The 19,837-nt window shown below is 70.3% G+C and carries 11 protein-coding genes and 1 pseudogene; 7 read left to right on the top strand and 5 right to left on the bottom strand.

Going from position 1 to position 19,837, the window contains the following annotated elements; translation table 11 throughout:
* Positions 1-34: 34 nt before the first annotated feature.
* The 3 genes and pseudogenes from scpB to H0E82_RS09850 form a co-directional block, all read left to right on the top strand.
* Positions 35-949 (top strand): annotated as a pseudogene (scpB, locus tag H0E82_RS09860) (SMC-Scp complex subunit ScpB); the annotation flags it as partial.
* A gap of 11 nt (positions 950-960) precedes the next feature.
* The gene (locus H0E82_RS09855) at positions 961-2,598 is read left to right on the top strand and encodes a pseudouridine synthase (RefSeq protein ID WP_180545288.1); all 1,638 of its coding nucleotides are present in this window, start codon (positions 961-963) and stop codon (positions 2,596-2,598) included.
* A gap of 6 nt (positions 2,599-2,604) precedes the next feature.
* Positions 2,605-4,446, top strand: a complete 1,842-nt coding sequence (locus tag H0E82_RS09850) for a putative 2OG-Fe(II) oxygenase (RefSeq protein ID WP_180545287.1) — start codon at positions 2,605-2,607, stop codon at positions 4,444-4,446.
* A gap of 34 nt (positions 4,447-4,480) precedes the next feature.
* On the opposite strand, the gene H0E82_RS09845 is transcribed toward H0E82_RS09850, so the two are convergent.
* The 5 genes from H0E82_RS09845 to H0E82_RS09825 form a co-directional block, all read right to left on the bottom strand.
* Positions 4,481-5,278, bottom strand: a complete 798-nt coding sequence (locus H0E82_RS09845) for an amidohydrolase (RefSeq protein ID WP_180545286.1) — start codon at positions 5,276-5,278, stop codon at positions 4,481-4,483.
* 724 nt (positions 5,279-6,002) lie between these two features.
* On the bottom strand, positions 6,003-7,796 hold the full coding sequence (locus tag H0E82_RS09840; RefSeq protein ID WP_180545285.1) for a DUF885 domain-containing protein: 1,794 nt from the start codon (positions 7,794-7,796) through the stop codon (positions 6,003-6,005).
* A gap of 448 nt (positions 7,797-8,244) precedes the next feature.
* Complete coding sequence (locus H0E82_RS09835) at positions 8,245-10,794, bottom strand: excinuclease ABC subunit UvrA (RefSeq protein WP_180545284.1); 2,550 nt, start codon at positions 10,792-10,794, stop codon at positions 8,245-8,247.
* A gap of 1,057 nt (positions 10,795-11,851) precedes the next feature.
* Entirely contained in the window at positions 11,852-12,994 is a 1,143-nt protein-coding gene (locus tag H0E82_RS09830) for a fatty acid desaturase family protein (protein ID WP_180545283.1), read from the bottom strand.
* A gap of 14 nt (positions 12,995-13,008) precedes the next feature.
* Positions 13,009-14,115 (bottom strand): ferredoxin reductase, encoded by a 1,107-nt coding sequence (locus tag H0E82_RS09825; RefSeq protein WP_180545282.1) that lies wholly within the window; start codon positions 14,113-14,115, stop codon positions 13,009-13,011.
* A gap of 520 nt (positions 14,116-14,635) precedes the next feature.
* On the opposite strand from H0E82_RS09825, the gene fabR reads away from it, so the two are divergent.
* From fabR to paoC, 4 genes are all read left to right on the top strand, one after another.
* A complete protein-coding gene (gene fabR / locus H0E82_RS09820) occupies positions 14,636-15,286 on the top strand; it encodes an HTH-type transcriptional repressor FabR (protein WP_328797018.1) in 651 nt (216 codons plus the stop codon).
* 244 nt (positions 15,287-15,530) lie between these two features.
* On the top strand, positions 15,531-16,178 hold the full coding sequence (paoA, locus tag H0E82_RS09815) for an aldehyde dehydrogenase iron-sulfur subunit PaoA (protein WP_219338497.1): 648 nt from the start codon (positions 15,531-15,533) through the stop codon (positions 16,176-16,178).
* Positions 16,175-17,134, top strand: a complete 960-nt coding sequence (locus H0E82_RS09810) for an FAD binding domain-containing protein (protein ID WP_180545280.1) — start codon at positions 16,175-16,177, stop codon at positions 17,132-17,134. The genes paoA and H0E82_RS09810 overlap by 4 nt, the downstream gene beginning before the upstream one ends.
* Complete coding sequence (gene paoC, locus H0E82_RS09805; RefSeq protein ID WP_180545279.1) at positions 17,131-19,332, top strand: aldehyde oxidoreductase molybdenum-binding subunit PaoC; 2,202 nt, start codon at positions 17,131-17,133, stop codon at positions 19,330-19,332. The genes H0E82_RS09810 and paoC overlap by 4 nt, the downstream gene beginning before the upstream one ends.
* Positions 19,333-19,837: the final 505 nt, after the last annotated feature.

Genomic DNA, 19,837 nt, shown 5'->3' with positions numbered 1-19,837 from the left:
CCGCCATTCCTGAGTCCCGAGCCCACCGAACCGAATGGACCAGACGTTCATCAACCGAATCGTCGAGGCTGCCCTGCTGGCCTCCACACAGCCGCTGACGCTCGCGCAGCTAGGCGCACTCTTCACGCTGGACGAGCCCGCGCCGGACGGCAGCCTCCGCCAGGCGCTGGAGGAGCTGCAGGCGGCCTGCGCCGATCGCGGCGTGGAACTGGTCGAGCTGGCCTCTGGCTGGCGCTACCAGGTCAGGCACGACGTCCACGGCTGGGTGAGCCGGCTGTGGACCGAACGTCAGACCCGCTACACGCGGGCCACGCTGGAGACCCTGGCGCTGATCGCCTACCGCCAGCCGATCACCCGCGGCGAGATCGAGCAGGTCCGCGGCGTGGCGACGAACAGCAACATCATCAAGGCCTTGGAAGAGCGCGAGTGGATCCGTGTCGTCGGCCATCGCGACATGCCCGGTCGCCCCGAACTGCTGGGCACGACCAAGGGTTTCCTCGACTACTTCGGCCTCAAGCGCCTCGACGAACTGCCGCCGCTGTCGGAGCTCAAGGATTTCGCCGAGCTCGACCCGCAACTCCGGCTGGCCGGTGCCGATACCCGTGATGACCTCGGCGATGGCGATGGTCGTCCCGACGACCGCGGTGTCGGCGGCATCGCCAGTGGAGTGCCGGCGACGCATCCGGCCGACAACGCGGCCATCGACGGTTCGCCTTCGACGGCGGAGGCCGGCCCGGAAACCGCACCGGATACCGCGCCGCTTCAAGGCATCGACGACGCACGCGCCGACACCGATGCAGGTGCACCCGACACCGCCGGACACGAGCTTCCCACCCCCTACGACGCCGCTGACGACGGCGTGGACCCGCAGCATCCCGATACGGACGCCGATCCCGGCGACCGGCACCTTGAACCAGACGACGCCCTCGCCGCGGACGGCGACAGCGACCGGAGCACCTCATGACGCAACGCAATCCCCCCGACAAGACCCCCCGCAGCCCGCTGTCGCTCAAGCGCGGCGACGCGCCCGCGGCTGACGCCACGCCGCCGCTCGAAGAGCGCTTGCACAAGGTGCTCGCGCAGGCCGGCCTCGGCTCGCGCCGCGCGCTCGAGCAGCGCATCGCCGACGGCCTCATCAAGGTCAACGGCGAACCGGCGCAGACAGGCATGTCGATCAAGGCCGGCGATCGGGTCGAGCTCGACGGCAAGGTCTTCGTGGCCAGCGCCCTGACCGAGCCGGCGCGCATGCTGATCTACAACAAGCCCGAGGGCGAGGTGACCACGCGCGAGGATCCCGAGGGCCGGCCGACCATCTTCGAAGCCCTGCCCGCGCTCAAGGGCGCGCGCTGGATCGCGATCGGCCGGCTCGACATCAACACCACCGGTCTGCTGCTGCTCACCACCGACGGCGAACTCGCCAACGCGATGATGCATCCCTCCTACGAGGTCGAGCGCGAGTATGTGTGCCGCGTGCGCGCGCCGGAAGGCGAAGACGCGGTGTCGGACAAGATCGTCGACCGCCTGCGTCGCGGCGTCGCGCTGGAGGACGGCCCGGCCAAGTTCGACGCGATCGAGCGCATCGGCGGCACCGATTCGCACGACTGGTACCAGGTGCTGCTGAAGGAAGGCCGCAACCGAGAGGTGCGCCGGCTGTGGGAATCGCAGGGCTGCCAGGTCAGCCGCCTCAAGCGCGTGCGCTACGGCAACGTCGTGCTGCCGCAGCCGCTGCTGCGCGGCCAGTCGCAGGAACTTCCGGCCGCGCAGGTCGAGGAGCTGCGCACCTCGCTCAAGCTGGAAGAAGGCCCGCCCCCGGCCTTGACCCTGCAGCCTGTGATCGGCCAGCGCAAGGCGGCCAAGTCCACCGTGCACCTGGGCAAGGGCGGCACCGGCAAGGCCTACGTCAACGGTCACAACAGCGGTGCCGACGAAGGCCGCGAGCTGCGTCGTTTCGACAACGTGCGCGAGGATCGCGGCCGCGGCCGTGGCGGTCCGCGCAAGCCGCACGGGGGCCTCACGGTCAGTGGCGACGCGGCCGCTCGCCAGTCGCAGAAGCCCTTCAAGCAGCGCAAGGACACCGGCGCACGCGGGTTGCCGGAGGGCAACCCGGCGGCATTCCGCAGCTGGTACGTGCCCGACGGCGTCGAGACCGGCCCGACCGGCCATCGCAACGCCGATGGCCGTGGCCCCAAGAAACCCTATGGCGGATCCGGCGCCGGCGCCAAGAAGCGCGGCCCCGGTGGCGGGGCCGGCCAGGCCCCGCGCGGTGGCGGCCAGGGACCGTGGGCGTCGCGTCCGGCGGGCGGTGGCGGGGCCGGTCGTCCGCGCGCGCCGTACGGACATCCGGACAGTGCGCCCAGCTTCCCGTCCGACCACGCCAATCCGGGCAGCTTCAATCCCAATGCGGCGCCGAGAGGACCGCGTCCGGGCGGCGGCAACCGGCCTCCATCAAAGGGCGCCGCGGGACGCGGACCCGGCGGCGGTGCCCGTGGTCCGGGTGGCGGTCGTGGCCCGGGCGGCGCGCCGGGCGGCGGCAACCGCGGTCCGGGCGGCCGTCCGCCGGGCGGTGGCAATCGCGGTCCGCGCGGCGGGAACCGCTGAGCCCACGTGTCCGTTCCGGAACCGGGAGCCGAGCTCACGCGCCGGTTGCAGACGGCGCTGGCGCACCTGCGCGACGGCCGCTTGCGAGATGCGGTCGTCGAGGCCCGGACGAGTGCACAGGCCGCCCCCTTCTCGGCCGAGGCGCAGCAGGTGCTGGGACGGGTGCTCGCCGCTGCAGGCGATGCCGACGGCGCGGAGCGCGCGTATCGCGCCGCCCTCGCCCTGGTGCCCGGCCACCAGACATGGACGCTGGAGTTTGCGGCGTGGCTCGCGCAGAACGGTCGGCTCGAGACGGCGCGCGATGTTCTCGCCGCGGCACCGGCGACCGGGCCGGTGGTCACGCAGCTGGGCCTCGTGTCGCTTCAGCTCGGCGATACGGCTCGGGCCTGCAACGCGTTCGAGCGGGCGACCGTCCTGCAGCCTGCTTCAGCGGTCGCCTGGCATGGACTCGGCAACGCGTTGCGGGCGTCGGACCGTCTCGATGAAGCCTCAGCCGCGTTCCGCAGGGCCACGGCATGCGCGCCGGAATCCGCAGGCGCCTGGATCAATCTCGGCGTCTGCCTGCGCCTGACGGGCCGCACGCGCGACGCCCTCGAGTGCCTCTACCGCGCACGCGAGCTGGGGTATAAGGGCCCGGAGCTCCACGATGTCATCAACGGTGTCCTCGACGACTCCGGAGAAACGGATGCCGCACTCATCGGGGCGCTGGACCTGGCGCGGGCCGAGCCGGAGTTCGTGCAGGGGCAGGAGACGCTCACCCAGTTGCTGCTCGAGCAGGGTGCTGGCGCTTCGGCGGGAGTGGACGACGATCCGTTCGCCACCTTCAGGGACGCCGTGGACCGCCATCCCGGCAATGTCCATCTGCGCATCCGGTTCCTGCGCATGCTGCTGGGTGCCGGGAGGGCGGACGAAGTGCTCGAGCGGATCGGTCGAAGCGCGGGTCACCCCGGGTCGGATCCCGTCCTGAGCTGGTTCGCCGGCGAAGCGCTCGGGCTGCGCGGCGAACATGCGCAGGCGGAGATCTGCTTCGCGGAGGCTCATCGCGCGCTCTGCGACAGCCCCGAGTTCCTCAATGCCTACGCCCGTCACGCCCTCAAGTCCGGCAGGTTCGATCAGGCGGGCGACTGCGCGGCGCACGCGCTGCAACGCGATCCGCTGAACCAGGAGGCGTGGACCCACATGGGGACCGTCTGGCGCCTGTTCGACGACCCGCGCGAAACATGGCTCAACGATTACGAGCGGCTGGTGGGCTTCGTGCAGGTCGATACGCCGCCGGGTTTTTCCACCCAGTCGGAGTTTCTCGCTGCGCTCGGCGAGGTGCTGGAGCGCATGCACGCGATCAGCCGGCAGCGGGTCCACCAGAGCGTTCGCAACGGATCGCAGACCGCCGGGCAGCTGTTCGGCGGTGACGACGAGGTGCTTCGCGCAACCCAGCTCGCATTGAGCACGACGATCAGGCGCTGGCTCGCCTCGTTGCCGCAAGACCCGCGCCACCCGTTTCTCGCGCGCAGACGGGCGGACATCCGCTACAAGGGGTCGTGGTCGGTGCGCCTGCGCGCATCGGGCAGCCATACGAACCACATCCACGACCAGGGTTGGTTGAGTTCCGCGTTCTATGTCGCGCTTCCTCCAAGCGTCGACGCGAGTCCGGACGTGGGAGCGCACGCAGGCTGGATCCAGTTCGGCCAGCCGGCCCGGGAGCTGGGCCTGGATCTGCCGCCCCGGCGTGTGCTCCAGCCCAGACAGGGTTGGCTCGCACTGTTTCCTTCCTACGTGTGGCACGGAACCGTGCCCTTCGACGATCCCGAGGCGCGGCTGACGATCGCCTTCGACGTGCAGCCTGCATGACGCGGTCCGCAACGCGACCGGCCACGGTACGTGCCTAGTCCAGGCGGAACCGGTCGGCGTCGAGCATCGCGGGGAAGCGCTCGCGGTGCGCCAGCAGCGGCGCCGCGTGAAGCGTGGTGGTGGTGACGCCCTCGGTGTCGCCGCATTCGACGATCGAACCGCCGAGGGCATCGACGGCCGCACTGTCCCCGGCGTAATCGATGCCGTTGCCGTCGGTGCCGACGCGGTTGACGCCGACCACGGCGCACAGGTTCTCGATCGCCCGAGCCCGCAGCAACGTATTCCACGCGTAAGCCCGCGCCGCCGGCCAGTTGGCGACGAACAGCTGCAGGTCGAAATCGAGATCACCGGGGCGCTCGACGTCGTAGCGGTTGCGACAGAACACCGGAAAACGCAGGTCGTAGCAGACCTGTGGATTGATCCGCCAGCCCTTCCACTCCACCGTCAGCCGCGCGCGTCCGGCGGCATAGCGCTTGTGCTCGTTGGCGTAGCGGAACAGGTGGCGCTTGTCGTAGTGCTGCAGCGTGCCGTCGGGCGTGGCCCACAGCATCCGGTTGTAGACGCCGTCGCCGTCGCGCAGCTGCACGCTGCCGGTGACGGCGGCATCGAGCGCGGCGGCCTGTTCGCGGATCCAGTGGACGGTCGGGCCGGCCATGTCCTCGGCGCGATCGATCGCGTCGTTGCTGAAGCCGCTGGTGAAGGTCTCCGGCAGCACGACGAGATCGGTCAGGCCGCGCAGCGGCGCGATCAGGGCGCCGTAGTAGGCACGATTGGCGTCCGGGTCGTGCCAGACGGTGGCGCCCTGTACCAGGGAGACGCGGAGGTTCTGCATGGGAGATCCGACGGAAGGCGCGGGACGGGCCGAGGCTGCGATTCTCGACGCTTCTGCGTCGCCACTCAATCTTCCAACGGCCATTGTGCGTGACACCAGGTGCGCGCACCTTGCTAGACCGCGCATGGGTTGCGACCGAGCCGCCGCGGACACCGCCATGCCGGATGTCTCGACGACGCGCTTCGCGCGGGTCGTGCAAGCCAGCGTTCGCTGCCGCAAGCTGCCGCGCTCGCGGCCGTGCAGCGCACGCCGCACCGAACCGTCACCGACATGAGTATCGAATGGCCGCAACAGAGGCCGCCGAGGAGCGCCTCCGACGCGCCGATCCTGATGCACGACGCGGGGTTCACGCCTCGCGCCCCGCGCTGCACGAGCTCCACCATTCGATGGACGGGCCGAAGACCTCGGGCCCCCGACCGCAGCGCGCCGCGGCTGGATGGACAGGGCCAGCCAGCGTCCGGACACGATGCACCTCCACCGGCGCGACGAGGAACGCATGTACTTCCAGGCGTCGGGCACGCTGCTCACCGCCACGGAAGCCCCCGCTCGCCGGGCGCTGCCGAAAGGAGACACTGTCCGAGCCGCGAGGCGTGTGCGACGGGCCGTGCGCTGCACCGGCCGCCGCTTGGCGACGCAGCGAGCGCGGACCGTACGCACGACACCGTCCGCGACCGTCGAGCCCCCGCCGCCTGATCGACGCTGGTGTCTCCGACCGGGCGGCGCGTCAGCCCGACGCCCTGCCCGCGGCCTTCTGCTCGGCGATGAACCGCCGTACTTCCTCTTCCAGCACCGGCAGCGGCACCGAGCCGAGATTGAGAATGGTGTCGTGGAACGGGCGCTGGTCGAAGGCCGCGCCGAGCTCGCGCTCGGCCTCGGCGCGCAGGTCGAGGATGGTCTTGTAACCGATGTAGTACGAGAGCGCCTGGCCTGGCCATGAGATGTAACGGTCGACCTCGGTCACGACGTCGTGGCGCGCGAGCGCAGTGTGGCCGGCGAGATAGTCGATCGCCTGCTGCCGGCTCCAGCCGTACTCGTGCAGGCCGGTGTCGATGACCAGACGCGCCGCGCGCCACATCTCGAACGTGAGCCGGCCGAACTCCTCGTACGGCGTCTCGTAGATGCCCATGCGCGTACCGAGCCACTCGGTGTACAGGCCCCAGCCTTCGCCGTAGCCGGAAAAGTACGTCTGCTGGCGGAAGTCCGGACGCGCCGGCGCCTCGAGCGCGAGCGCGGCCTGGAAGCTGTGGCCGGGCGCGCATTCGTGCGCGACCAGCGCCGGCAGGTTGTACAGCGGCCGCGACGGCAGGTCGTAGGTGTTGAAGAAGCAGGCCTCCAGGCCACCGCGGCCGGCGGTGTAGATCGGCGCGATGTCGTCGGCGACCGGCAGGATCGTGAAGCGGTAACGCGGTAGCGTGCCGACGACGTGCTTGAGTTCGCCGTCGATCTTCTTCGCGATCCACGCCGTATGGGCCAGCAGCTCGCGCGGCGTCTGGGCGTAGAACTTGGGATCGGTGCGCAGGTAGTCGAGGAATTCCTCGAACGTGCCTTCGAACCCGGTGCGGACCATGACCTCGCGCATCTCGGCCGAGATGCGCGCCACTTCGGCCAGGCCCAGATCGTGGATCTCGCGCGCGCTCATGTCGCGGGTCACGTACTCGCGGATCTGCGACTGGTAGAACGCGCGGCCGTCGGGCAGATCGCGGGCGGCGATCGTGGTGCGCGTGCGCGGGAAATAGTCGTCGCGGAGGAAGCCCAGCAGTTTGCTGTACGCCGGCAGCGTCTGCTCCAGCACGACGCGACGGCCCTCCTCACGCAGTTGCGTACGCACGGGCTCGGGGATCGCGACCGGGATACGCTCGAACGTCGCCAGCAGCGGGTTGTCCTCGCCGGTCTGCGTGTACGGCACCAGCGTGGTGTCGCGACCGTCCAGCGTCGCGCGCGGCACGCTCCAGCCGCGGTCGAGACCGCTGCGCATGTTCGCGATCTGCTCGTCGAAGTAACGCGGCACGTCGCCGAGCCGCGCAATAAAACGGCGCCAGTCGGCCTCGGTCTGGTAGGGCTGGCGCGGATTGATGCCGCCCCAGAAGAAGCTGTCGCTGTTGAACGGCGCCTCGTAGGTGCGCCAGGCGGCGTTCGCGACGCTGGCCTCGATCGAGGTGCGGAACACCGCGGCGTTGATACGCTCCTCGCGTCCGAGGTCGGTCAGCGAAATCGCATCGAGCTTCGTCAGCACGTCCCGCCAGTACGCGGTGCGGCGGTGCCAGGCCTCAGGCGTCACCGACGGCATACGCCCACCCGCCTGCCAGCGTCCGTCGATGCGCTCGCGGTCGAACTCGCGCTGACGCCATTCCCACTCGGCCGTGTAGAGATCGCGCAAGGCGGCCTCGGCGGCATTGGCCGTCGGCGCGAGCGTCGGAACGGGCGCGTGCTGCGCGCAGAGCGGAGCGGCGGCGCCGAGGGCCAAGGCCAACGACAGGGCGAGGAAAGACAGCGTCGCGCGACGCGGTGCGGTGGACATCGGCAGCTCCTGGACAGCGTGGTTGGAATTCGATCGTGGCGTCCCTGCCCATCCGCTCATGACGCACGCGGACGGTGGATCGAGCGCCCAAGCATGCCCGCATCGGGCACCGCGTGCATGTGCGGACCGTGGCGGCCAGCGTGCACGTGGGGGCACGCAAGGGGGCGCCGCGCCGGCCGCGACGCCCCGTCGTCAGAGTGCATCCGTCGCATTCTCGCCACGGCGTCGCCTGCACCGCCGGTGGCAATCGGCAGCACCCGCCGCGTCGCGTGGAACCGCCGGCCCATGACCGCAGCGCCCTGCCGGAACGCCAGGGCATACCGGCAACAGCGTCGCGGCTGCCGGCGTCACGCCGACGGCACTGCAGCGCCCTCATGAGCGCATGCATGCCGCGAAGTCTGTTTCCGTCACGACGTCCCGGCGCACCCGGACATGACGACTCCGCTCTTCAGGGGCCGACTGTCGCCTCACTCATCGCCTCGGCGAGGAATGGCGCGGTCCGGCTGCCGCGGTGCCGTGCCACGGTCTCCGGCGTGCCGGCGACGACCACCTGCCCGCCCGCGTCGCCGGCGCCCGGGCCCATGTCGATGATCCAGTCGCTGGCGGCGGCCACGCGCATGTCGTGCTCCACGACGATCACCGTGCTGCCGGCATCGACCAGCGCCTGCAACTGGCGCATCAGCGTGTCGACATCCGAGGGATGGAGCCCGGTCGTGGGTTCGTCCAGCACGTACACCGTACCCGCGCGCTGGGCGCGCTGCAGCTCGCTGGCCAGCTTGATGCGCTGCGCCTCGCCGCCCGAGAACTCGGTCGCCGGCTGGCCGAGCCGCAGATAGCCCAGCCCGACCTCGAGCAGCATCTGCAGCGGGCGGGCGACCGCCGTATCGTCGGCGAAGAACAGCGCAGCCTCGTCCACTGTCATTGCGAGCACATCGGCGATGGTTCTGTCGCGCAGCGTGACCTCCAGCGTTTTCGCGTTGTAGCGTCGACCATGGCAGGCGGGACATGGCGCGTAGACGCTGGGCATGAACAGCAGTTCCACGCTGACGAAGCCTTCGCCCTCGCAGGTGCTGCAACGGCCCTTGGCGACATTGAACGAAAACCGGCCGGCGTCGTAACCGCGCCGCTTCGCCGCCGGCGTCGCCGCGAACAGTTTGCGCACGTGATCGAACAGGCCGGTGTAGGTGGCGAGATTGGATCGCGGCGTACGCCCGATGGGCTTCTGGTCCACGCGCACCAGACGCCGCACGGCGTCGAGCCCGCCCTCGATGCGCCCGTCCAGGGCCGCCTCGACGCCGCGCTCCAGCGGATCGATCGGGGTGTCCTCGTCGGCGTCGCGCTCGCGCCCGAAGTGCGCGGTCAGCAGTTCGACCAGGGCCTGGCTGACCAGCGAGGATTTGCCGGAACCGCTGACGCCGCTGACCGTGGTGAAGACGCCCAAGGGAATGTCGACGTCGAGCCCCTGCACGTTGTGGCGGTGGATGCCACGCAGCTGCAGCCACGCGGACGGCGTGCGTCCATGGCGGGCGATCGGCGCGTGGCCGGCGAACAGATAGCGCCGCGTCGCCGACGCCTCGATCCGCTGCAGGCCCTCGGGCACGCCGCTGTAGAGCACCTGTCCACCATGCTGACCCGCCGCCGGGCCGACATCGACGATCCAGTCGGCATGGCGGATCACGTCGATCTCGTGCTCGACGACGAACAGCGAGTTTCCAGCCGCTTTGAGCTGGTCGAGCGCACGCAGCAACGCCTGCGCATCGGCGGGATGCAGGCCGGCCGAGGGTTCGTCCATCACGTAGACCACACCGAAGAGCTGCGAGCGGATCTGGGTGCCGAGACGCAGCCGCTGCAGTTCGCCCTGCGACAGGGTCGGTGTGGCCCGCGCCAGTGCCAGATGCCCGAGCCCCAGATCCTGCAGCACCGCGATGCGTGCGAGCAGGTCCTGCGCGATCCGCTGCGCTGCGAGCGCCTGCTCCGGATGCGCAGCGGCATGGGTCCGGCCTGCGGCGGCGGGCGCGAGCAAGGTCGCCAGTGCATCGAGCGGCTGTTGCGAGAACTCCGCGATGTCGAACCCTGCGAACGTCACCGACAGCGCCTCGCGCCGCAGGCGCTTGCCGTGGCACTCCGGGCAGTCGACACCCACCAGGTACCGCGCGGCGCGCTTCTTCTGCTGCGCGCTCTGGGTGTTGGCGAAGGTGTGCAGCACGTGGCGGCGCGCACCGGTGAACGTGCCCATGTAGGCGGGCTCGGTCTTGCGCTTGAGCGCGCGCTGGACCTCCGCCACATCGAAGCCCGGATACACGGGCACCACCGGCTGCTCGTCGGTGAAGAGGATCCAGTCTCGGGTCTTCTTCGGCAGCTTCGACCAGGGCACATCGACATCGATGCCGAGCGTCGTGAGGATGTCGCGCTGGTTCTGGCCGTGCCAGGCGCCGGGCCACGCAGCGACCGCGCGTTCGCGAATGGTCAGCGAACGGTCGGGCACCATGGTCGCCTCCGTCGCGTCGTAGATCCTGCCCAGCCCATGGCAGCTGGGGCAGGCACCTGCGGGCGTGTTCGGCGAGAACCCGTCGGCGTAGATGATCTCCTGTCCGCGCGGGTAGTCGCCTGCACGCGAATAGAGCATGCGCAGACTGTTGGAGATCGTGGTCAGGCTGCCCACCGACGAACGCGCCGTCGGCGTGCCGCGCGCCTGCTGCAGTGCGACGGCCGGTGGCAGGCCCTCGATCGAATCGACCTGCGGCACGCCGGCCTGGTCGATCAACCGCCGCGCGTAGGGCGAGATCGAATCCAGATACCGCCGCTGCGCTTCGGCGAACAGCGTACCGAACGCGAGCGAGGACTTGCCCGAGCCCGACACCCCGGTGAACACCACCAGCGCATCGCGCGGAATGTCGACATCGACGTCCTTGAGGTTGTGCTCGCGCGCGCCGCGGACGCGGACGCAGTCGGCGGGGGCCTTGGATTTAGGCTTCGATCTCGCTTTCGGCGTCGACATGCTGCGGCACTCGGGGGATGCGGGCGCATTATCCGCACCGGCACGTGACGAGGTGTGGCGGTGCCGTCGCGTGCGTCATCGTGGCGCCGGCGGTCGTACCCCGGCCCTGCTGCAGTTCCACTGTTTCCGCTGTCATCGCTCTCCAATTGTCTTCGCGGTCTCAACGCTTGCCGTGGATGTGACTGCGGCTGCGGCTCTCGATTTTGACTTTTGCTCTGGCTCCGGCTCCGGCTCTGGCTCTGGCTCTGGCTCTGGCTCTGGCTCTGGCTTTCAGCGTTCGACGTTCGGGCCGTCAAGCGGGCCGAGCACCGAAGCCTGGCGCGGCCGTAGAGGCGCCCATGTCTGAGCGAAGCGAGTCTGCGTGCCGTGCCGCGTCCGGCGAGAAGCGCAGGGAACCGGCGCGGCGCAGCCGCGTCGGCCCGCGCCCGGCGACGGCGGTCTTTGCTTACCTTTGACACGACAAAAGTGAGCCGCGCGAACAGCGCGCTCTGTTCTTCGCGCCCAGCGTGTGCCCTAGGGGAACAAACAAGTCGAGTGCATAGCGTTCGCCCGCTGCGCGTGCGAGTTTCTTTTCGAAGGCCCAAAAAGGAACCAAAAGTCCCTTCGCCGGACGCGATCCGCCGCGATACCGCCGCCACGGGCCCCTGCGCTTCTCGGGCAGCGGGGCACATCGGGACCTTCACGGTTCCGCAGCCGGGACTCGCTGCGCTCGGACATGGCCGCTCTTCGGCCCCGCCGCCCTGCGATGCTCGGCTCGCTTTACGGCTCGATCAGATCAATCGCAAAGCCAAAGCCAAGACAAAAGCAAACGCAAAAGCAAAAAGCAAAAGCAAAAAGCAAAATCAAAGGCAAAGGCAAGACACGGAGCGAGCGCGCCAGCCACCGAGAAAGCGACTGCGACGAACGAAGCGTCGACTCGCACCACGTCGAGCACGCTCGCGCCGAGCCGCACCTCCCTCCGCGCCCACGTATCTTTCGACATCCGGAACGCAAACGCCCCGCACGAGGCGGGGCGTTCGATCGCGTCGCGTGCTCCGGTATCGCACCGGAACCCACCCTAGGCCTGTTGAAGCACGCCTTCCGGCGCGCTGCGCACCCGCTTCGGCCGGCTCGGGAATGCGTGCCGCACGATGCGCCACACCACCTCGCCGAACTGCCGGGGCAGCGATCCGGTGTTGTAGGGCTGGCCGTACCGCGTGCAGATCTCGCGGACCTCGAGCGACAGCTTGCCGTAGCGGTGTGCCGGCACGTCCGGGTAGAAGTGATGCTCGATCTGGTGGCTCAGGTTGCCGGTCAACAGGTTCATCAGGCGACCGCCACCGATGTTCGACGAGCCGCGCAGCTGGCGCATGTACCAGTGGCCGCGCGATTCGTTGCGGATCGATTCCTTGGGAAAGGTCTCGGCATCGGCGGTGAAGTGGCCGCAGAAGATCACCACGTAGGTCCACACGTTGCGGATGCCGTTGGCGACCAGGTTCCCCAGCAGCACCGGCAGGAAGAACGGCCCCGCCAGCGCCGGAAACAGCACGTAGTCCTTCAGCAGCTGGCGGCCCATCTTGCGGCCCACCGGGGCGAAATCACGCGCGAGCTTGCCCTTGGGCATCTTGCCGGCGAAGAAACGGCCCAGCTTGAGCTCCTGGATCGCCACGCCCCACTGGAAATACAGCGCGAACACCACGGCGATGAAGGGCTGCAGCAGGTAGAACGGGCGCCAGCGCTGCTCGGGGAAGATGCGCAGCAGGCCGTACCCGATATCGTCGTCCATGCCGCGCACGTTGGTGTAGGTATGGTGGCGGAAGTTGTGCGAGTGGCGCCAGTTGTCCGAGGTCGCCACGATGTCCCACTCGTAGGTGTGGCTGTCGAACTGCGGGTCGCCCATGAAGTCGTACTGGCCATGGATGACGTTGTGGCCGATCTCCATGTTCTCCAGGATCTTGGCCAGGCCGAGCATCAATGCGCCGAGGATGCAGGCCGGCCACAACAGCCAGGGCACGAAGGCGCCGCCGACCGCGCCGACCATCAGCAGCGCGCGGCCGCCGAGGCCGATGTAGCGCATCCAGCGCACCACGTTGCGGATGTAATCGGCATCGACCTTGCCGACCTCGGCCATCGTGCGCGTGTGCAGCGCGTCGAGCTCGGCGCCGAAGGCCTCGAGTTCCTGGGGGCCCAGACGGCGGGCGGCGGTAGCGGCAGTGGTCATGGACACTCCGGACGTCACAGATCGAGAACGAGATCGGTCACTGCGCTGCTGATGCACAGCTTCAGTGCCATGGCCGGCTCGCCGTTGGCGGTGCCGGTGCGCAGGTCGCGCGCGGTGCCGACGGTCTTGCCGCAGGCGCAGGTGTTGCAGATACCCATGCGGCAGCCGTAACGCGGCTTGACGCCCTCGGCTTCCAGCGCCTGCAGCAGGGCGGTGCCGCGCGGCAGCTGGAGCGTGCGGCCGCTGCGGGCCAGGGTCACCGAGACGGTGCCGGCGTCGTCGGCCGGCGGGCGCGGCGGCGGCGTGAACGCTTCGGTGCGCAACAGCGCAGCGCGGCCGTCGAGTGCGGTCTCGACCGCTGCGATGAACCCGCCCGGGCCACAGGCATAGACATGCCGCGCGGCGACATCGGGAACGAGCCGGTCGAGCATGGCGCCATCGATCCGTCCAGTGGCCTCGTCGGCAGCCTGCGGCGACTCGCCGGTCAACACGAAGCGCACATCGAACGCCGCGTGGCGCACAGCCAGCGCCCGCAGCTCATCGACGAAACAGAGTTCGGCGCGGGTGCGTGCCCAGTACAGCAGGGTCAACGGCGCCGCCATGCCCTGCCCGGCCAGCTCGCGTACCAGCGCCATCAGCGGGGTGATGCCACTGCCGCCGGCCAGGAACAGCCGCGGCTCGGGCGCACCGGCAGGCACCAGCAGCTCGCCGAACCCGGGGCCGATGTCGAGCACGTCGCCGACGCGGGCGGCGTCGAGCAGGTAGCGGCTCATCCGCCCGCCTTCGATGCCCTTCACGGTGACCGTGATGCGGCCGTCCCTGCCTACCGGCGCATCCAGGCTGTAGCTGCGGGTGACCCGCACACCGTCGATGTCCGCGCCGAGGTTCACGTGCTGGCCCGGCAACGCGCCGGTCCAGTGCCGGTTCGGTCTCAGGGTCAGGGTGACCGCGCCGGCGGCCGCAGGCGCGCGACCGACGATGCGCGCCAGCGGCCGCTCCCAGGTCCACGTCGGGTGCAGCCGCTGCGCCCAGAAATCGAACACCGGTGGCGCGACGAAGGGCGTGGCAAGCCGGCGCAGGCGACTGCGCGGACGTGCTGAAAAGGGGATGGCAACTGACATGCGACGACTGTACAGGCATCCGCACGCCTGTGTATACACGTGTGCATTAATAGGGCGCAGCAGGGCACGCGCGGTTCAGGCTGTGCGGACGGCGCATTCAAGAGGTCGGAAGCCTGCGCCGAGTGGACGCGACGTCGTGTCCCGCCTCTGGAAGGCGCCGCCCTGACTGGATGAAGGAGCCTGCCGCCGGCGCGCACCGAGGCCCGCGCCCCCGGACGGGGGTGCGCCCACGCCGGTCTCGGCCTGTGCCGGTTCCCTGACCGCCGGACCACGCGACGACAGGCGTCGATGCGGGCGCGGGCGATCACCTTCGGCGAGCCGCACCGCGGGGTCGGTCGAACAGGCGACCGGATCGCAGGAGCGCGAGCGGGCATCGACCCGGTCGCCCGCTCCTCGCGCAGAGGCCTGCTGCCGGCCCCGCCGGGCCGGAGCGGCCGCGCTGGTATGCTGGCCCACCGTCGCCCCGGTGCATGCCTCCGTGTCCGTCCGCAGTCCCGCGCCCGCCAGCGACGACGCGTCCATCCCGGACGGCCCCGGCCGCAAGCCGGCCATCGTGCGTGAGGACCTGATCGGGGCCGCGATGCGCCTCATCGGCCCGCACCGGAGCGTATCGACGCTGAGCCTGCGCGAGGTGGCGCGCGAGGCCGGGATCGCGCCCAACAGCTTCTACCGCCAGTTCCACGACATGGACGAACTGGCGGTCGCGCTGATCGATGTCGCCGGCGAGTCGCTGCGCGGAATCATCGGCGACGCGCGGCGCCGGGCCGTCTCCGGGCGGAGCATCGTGCGCGGCTCGCTCGAGGCCTTCATGGAGCGTCTTCGCGCGGACGACAAGCTGCTGCACGTGCTGTTGCGCGAAGGCACGGTGGGCTCGGACGCGTTCAAGCGCGCGGTCGACCGCCAGCTGCACTTCTTCGAGGACGAGCTGCGTGCCGACCTTGTGCGCATCGCGGCTGCTCAGGGATTGAGTTTCCACCGGCCCGAACTCGTCTCGCGCGCGATCACGCGGCTGGTGTTCGCCATGGGCGGCACCGCGCTCGACTCGCCCCCCGAGCGCGACGAGGCCCTCGTCGAGGAGCTCGCCCAGATGATCCGCATGTTGCTGCGCGGGGCGCATGCGCTCAGTCGGGATGCCGCCCCCCCGCGCCCGGCCGCGGCGTCCATCGCCTGAGGCTCCCGGCGCGGTGGCGCGCCGCGCTCCCGGGATGTCGCTCGTCGCGATCGCGCCTGTCGCGACAGGCGCATGCGCCGCTCCGACCGCCGGATCCTTGTCACCCGTCCGCCTTCCCGGACGGGCCAGCCCTGCGGCCGTGCCGTCCCACGGGCTTGACCTGGCCGCAACACCCGGCCGCGCATGCTCGGGCGAATCGCCGCTCACCACCTCGCCAGCCATGTGCCCGCCAGAGGACTCCACCATGCCGCCACTCACTCGCCGCGAGCTGCTCAAGGCCGGGGCCGCCACCACTGCGTCCATCGCCGCACCGGCATTCGCGCAAGGCGCCGCGGCCGCCGTTGCGCCGTCCTCCGGGCGTCCTCCGGTCCGCCAGCGGATCACCCTCGAGGTCAACGGCACCGAAGTGGCCCGCGAGGTCGACACGCGCACCACCCTGCTCGATCTGCTGCGCGAGGAGCTGCATCTCACCGGCACCAAAAAGGGCTGCGACCATGGACAGTGCGGCGCCTGCACCGCGATCGTCGACGGCCGGCGGATCAACACCTGCCTGACGCTCGCGGTGATGCGGAACGGCAGTACGGTGACCACCATCGAGGGTCTCGGCACGCCCGACGCGCTGCATCCGATGCAGGCCGCGTTCGTGAAGCACGACGGCTACCAGTGCGGCTACTGCACGCCGGGACAGATCTGCTCGGCCGTCGCGGTGCTCGGCGAAATCCGCGACGGGATCCCCAGCCACGTCACCGCCGATCTCACGGCGACGCCGACGCCCAGCAGCGACGAGATCCGTGAACGCATGAGCGGCAACCTCTGCCGCTGCGGCGCCTACGCCAATATCCTCGATGCGATCGAGGACGTGGCGGGCCGCCGGTCCGGAGTGGACGCATGAGAGCGTTCGGGTTCGAGCGTGCGACCTCGCCCGCCGCGGCGGCCGAAGCCGCCTCGCGCACGCCGGGCGCGAAGTTCATCGCCGGGGGCACCAACCTGCTCGATCTGATGAAACTCGAGATCGAGACGCCGGCACACCTGATCGACGTCAACGGGCTCGCACTGGACGCCATCGAGACCACCGACCACGGCGGCCTGCGCATCGGCGCCCTGGTGCGCAACACCGATCTGGCGGCCGATGCGCGCGTGCGCCGCGACTACGGCGTGCTGGCGCGCGCCCTGCTCGCGGGCGCCTCCGGTCAACTGCGCAATGCGGCCAGCACCGCCGGCAACCTGCTCCAGCGCACGCGCTGTCCCTACTTCTACGACACCGACCAGCCCTGCAACAAACGTCTGCCGGGCAGCGGCTGTGGTGCATTGCAGGGCTACAGCCGCCAGCTGGCGGTGATCGGCAGCAGCGAACACTGCATCGCCACCCATCCCAGCGACATGGCCGTCGCCATGCGCGTGTTGGATGCCGAGGTCGAGACCCTCGCGCCCGATGGCGGGACGCGGCGGATCGCGCTGGAGGATTTCTTCCTCCCGCCGGGCACCACACCGCAGCGCGAGACCGTGCTGCAGGCGAGCGAACTGATCACGGCGGTCCTCCTGCCCCCGCCCGTCGGGGGCCGGCACGTCTACCGCAAGGTGCGCGATCGCGCATCGTATGCGTTCGCGCTGGTCTCGGTGGCCGCGATCGTCCAGGCCGACGGCAGCGGGCGCATCGCGGTCGGCGGGGTCGCGCACATGCCGTGGCGCCGCGACACCGCGGACGCCGAGATGCCGCGTGGCGCATCGGCGATCGCTGCTCGCCTGTTCGAAGGCGCCGCGCCGACCGAGGACAACCGCTTCAAGCTCGTTCTCGCCGAGCGCACGATCGCCGCCGCGCTGGCCGAGGCCCGGGAGGCCACGTCATGAAATTCGAGACCCCCGCCGGACAGAACCCCATCGACCGCATGCGCGTGGTCGGCCAGCCGCTGGACCGCATCGACGGACCGCGCAAGGTCGCCGGCACCGCGACCTACGCCTACGAATGGCACGACGTCGGGGAGCGGGCCGCCTACGGCCACGTCGTCGGCGCCGGCATCGCCAAGGGGCGGCTCGCATCGATCGACGTTTCCGCCGCCGAACGCGCACCCGGCGTGCTGGCGGTGGTCACCGCGCAGAACGCCGGCGCGCTCGGCAAGGGCCGCATGAACACCGCCACCCTGCTCGGCGGCCCGGAGATCCAGCACTACCACCAGGCGATCGCGCTGGTCGTCGCCGAGACTTTCGAACAGGCCCGCGCCGCGGCCGGCCTGGTTCGCGTGGCCTATACCCGTGAACGTGGCCGGTTCTCGCTCGCGCGCGAGAAGGACAAGGCCGTCAAGCCGCAGGGTGGCGACACGCCTGCCGACACCGCCGTCGGTGACTTCGACACCGCGTTCGCGGCCGCCGATGTGACGCTGGACCAGACCTACACCACGCCCGACCAGTCGCACGCGATGATGGAGCCCATGGCCTCGCTCGCCGCTTGGGATGGCGACGCGCTCACCATCTGGACCTCCAACCAGATGATCGCCTGGGGCCGGGGCGACGTCGCACGCACGCTCGGCATTCCGCGCGACAAGGTCCGCCTGGTCTCGCCGTTCATCGGCGGCGGCTTCGGCGGAAAGCTCTTCGTGCGCGCGGACGCGGTGCTCGCGGCGCTCGGTGCGAAGGCCGCGAAGCGGCCGGTCAAGGTCGCCCTGCACCGCCCGCTCATCGCCAACAACACGACCCACCGCCCTGCCACCGAGCAGCGGATCCGCATCGGCGCCACGCGGGATGGCCGCATCACGGCGATCGGTCACGAAAGCTGGTCCGGCGATCTCGAGGGCGGTGGGCCCGAGGTGGCCGTGCAGCAGACGCGCCTGCTCTACGCCGGCGAGCACCGCATGACGAAGATGCGCCTGGCCACGCTCGATTTGCCGGAAGGCAATGCGATGCGTGCCCCCGGCGAAACGCCCGGCATGATGGCGCTGGAGATCGCGATCGACGAACTGGCCGACGCACTGGGCATGGATCCGGTCGAGCTCCGCATCCGCAACGACACGCAGGTGGATCCGGAGAAGCCCGAACGGCCGTTCTCCCAGCGCCAGCTGGTCGAATGCCTGCGCCAGGGCGCCGAGCGCTTCGGATGGAACGCGCGCAAGGCGCACGGCAGCGTGCGTGACGGCCGATGGCTCGTGGGCCTGGGCGTGGCCGCGGGGTTCCGCAACGCGCCGGTGACGAAATCCGGCGCGCGTGCCCGGCTCGACGGCGACGGCCGCGTCACCATCGAAACCGACATGACCGACATCGGCACCGGCAGCTACACGATCATCGCGCAGACCGCAGCGGAGACCCTCGGCCTGCCGATCGAGGCGATCGACGTGAAGCTGGGCGATTCCGATTTCCCGGTTTCGGCAGGCTCGGGCGGACAGTGGGGTGCCAACAGCGCCACGGCCGGTGTCTATGCCGCCTGCATGAAGCTGCGCGAGGTGGTCGCGACCCGGCTGGACCTGGATCCGGCGACGGCCGGCTTCAGCGATGGCCGGGTGCACGCGGGCGGCCGTTCGTTCCCGCTCGGCGACGCCGCTGGCGCGGGCCAGATCGTGGTGGAGGATGCGATCGAGTTCGGCGATCTCGACCAGCAGAAGCAACTGAGCACGTTCGCCGCGCATTTCTGCGAGGTCGGGGTGGATGCCCTGACCGGCGAAACCCGCGTGCGCCGAATGCTCTCGGTGTGCGCGGCGGGACGCATCCTCAATCCCAAGCAGGCGCGCAGCCAGATCATCGGCGCGATGACGATGGGCATCGGCGCGGCGCTGTGCGAAGAGCTGGTGGTCGACGACACCCTCGGCTTCTTCGTCAACCACGACCTCGCCGGGTACGAGGTCCCCGTGCATGCCGACGTGCCGCGCCAGGAAGTGGTCTTCCTCGACGAAGCCGATGCGGACAGCTCGCCGATGAAGGCCAAGGGCGTAGGCGAGCTGGGGCTGTGCGGGGTGCCGGCCGCGATCGCGAATGCGATCCACAACGCCACCGGCATCCGCGTGCGGAAGTACCCGATCACCGTCGAAGACCTGATCGACCGGCTGTCCGCGATCGGCTGAGGGGCGGCCCGCGGTCGCGCCCCGTCGACTGCTGCGCGGGTGAGCCACGACGCGAGGGCACGTCGTCGGGCGTCGGCATCGCATGGCCTCTCCGCGCACCCGTCCGACCCTGTCTCGCCACTGCGTCAGCGGTTCCATCGCGAGGCCGCGGTCACCCGCTACACGGCGTGACGCGTTCGAAGGCCCGAGTGCGCGTCCAAGGTCCGGCGCGGAGACCCGGCGGCCTGACGACACGGCCCGGTGCAGCAGCCCGGGCGCCCGACAAGCGATCGGACACGCGTTCCGCGATGCCGCGCGCCGTGCAGGCACGTGCGCTGCCAGGGTCCTGCCGGGCTTCTTGTCGCCCGCGTTCCGATCGCACGGTCCAGACCGGGCCCGCGGCGCGCACGCGCGGCACTCGAGCCCGACCGGTCTCCCATATCCCGCTGCTGCGCTGCGCGAAGGTGTCGATCCGGCGCAACTGTGCGCCAGCGCGTGCCGTCCGGCGAGCGGTTGCACGGATACG

The organism is Luteimonas deserti (assembly GCF_013425765.1).
Taxonomy (GTDB): domain Bacteria; phylum Pseudomonadota; class Gammaproteobacteria; order Xanthomonadales; family Xanthomonadaceae; genus Luteimonas; species Luteimonas deserti.
Note: the sequence above shows the minus strand (reverse complement) of the source record. Positions and strands in the feature narration are given on the sequence as shown.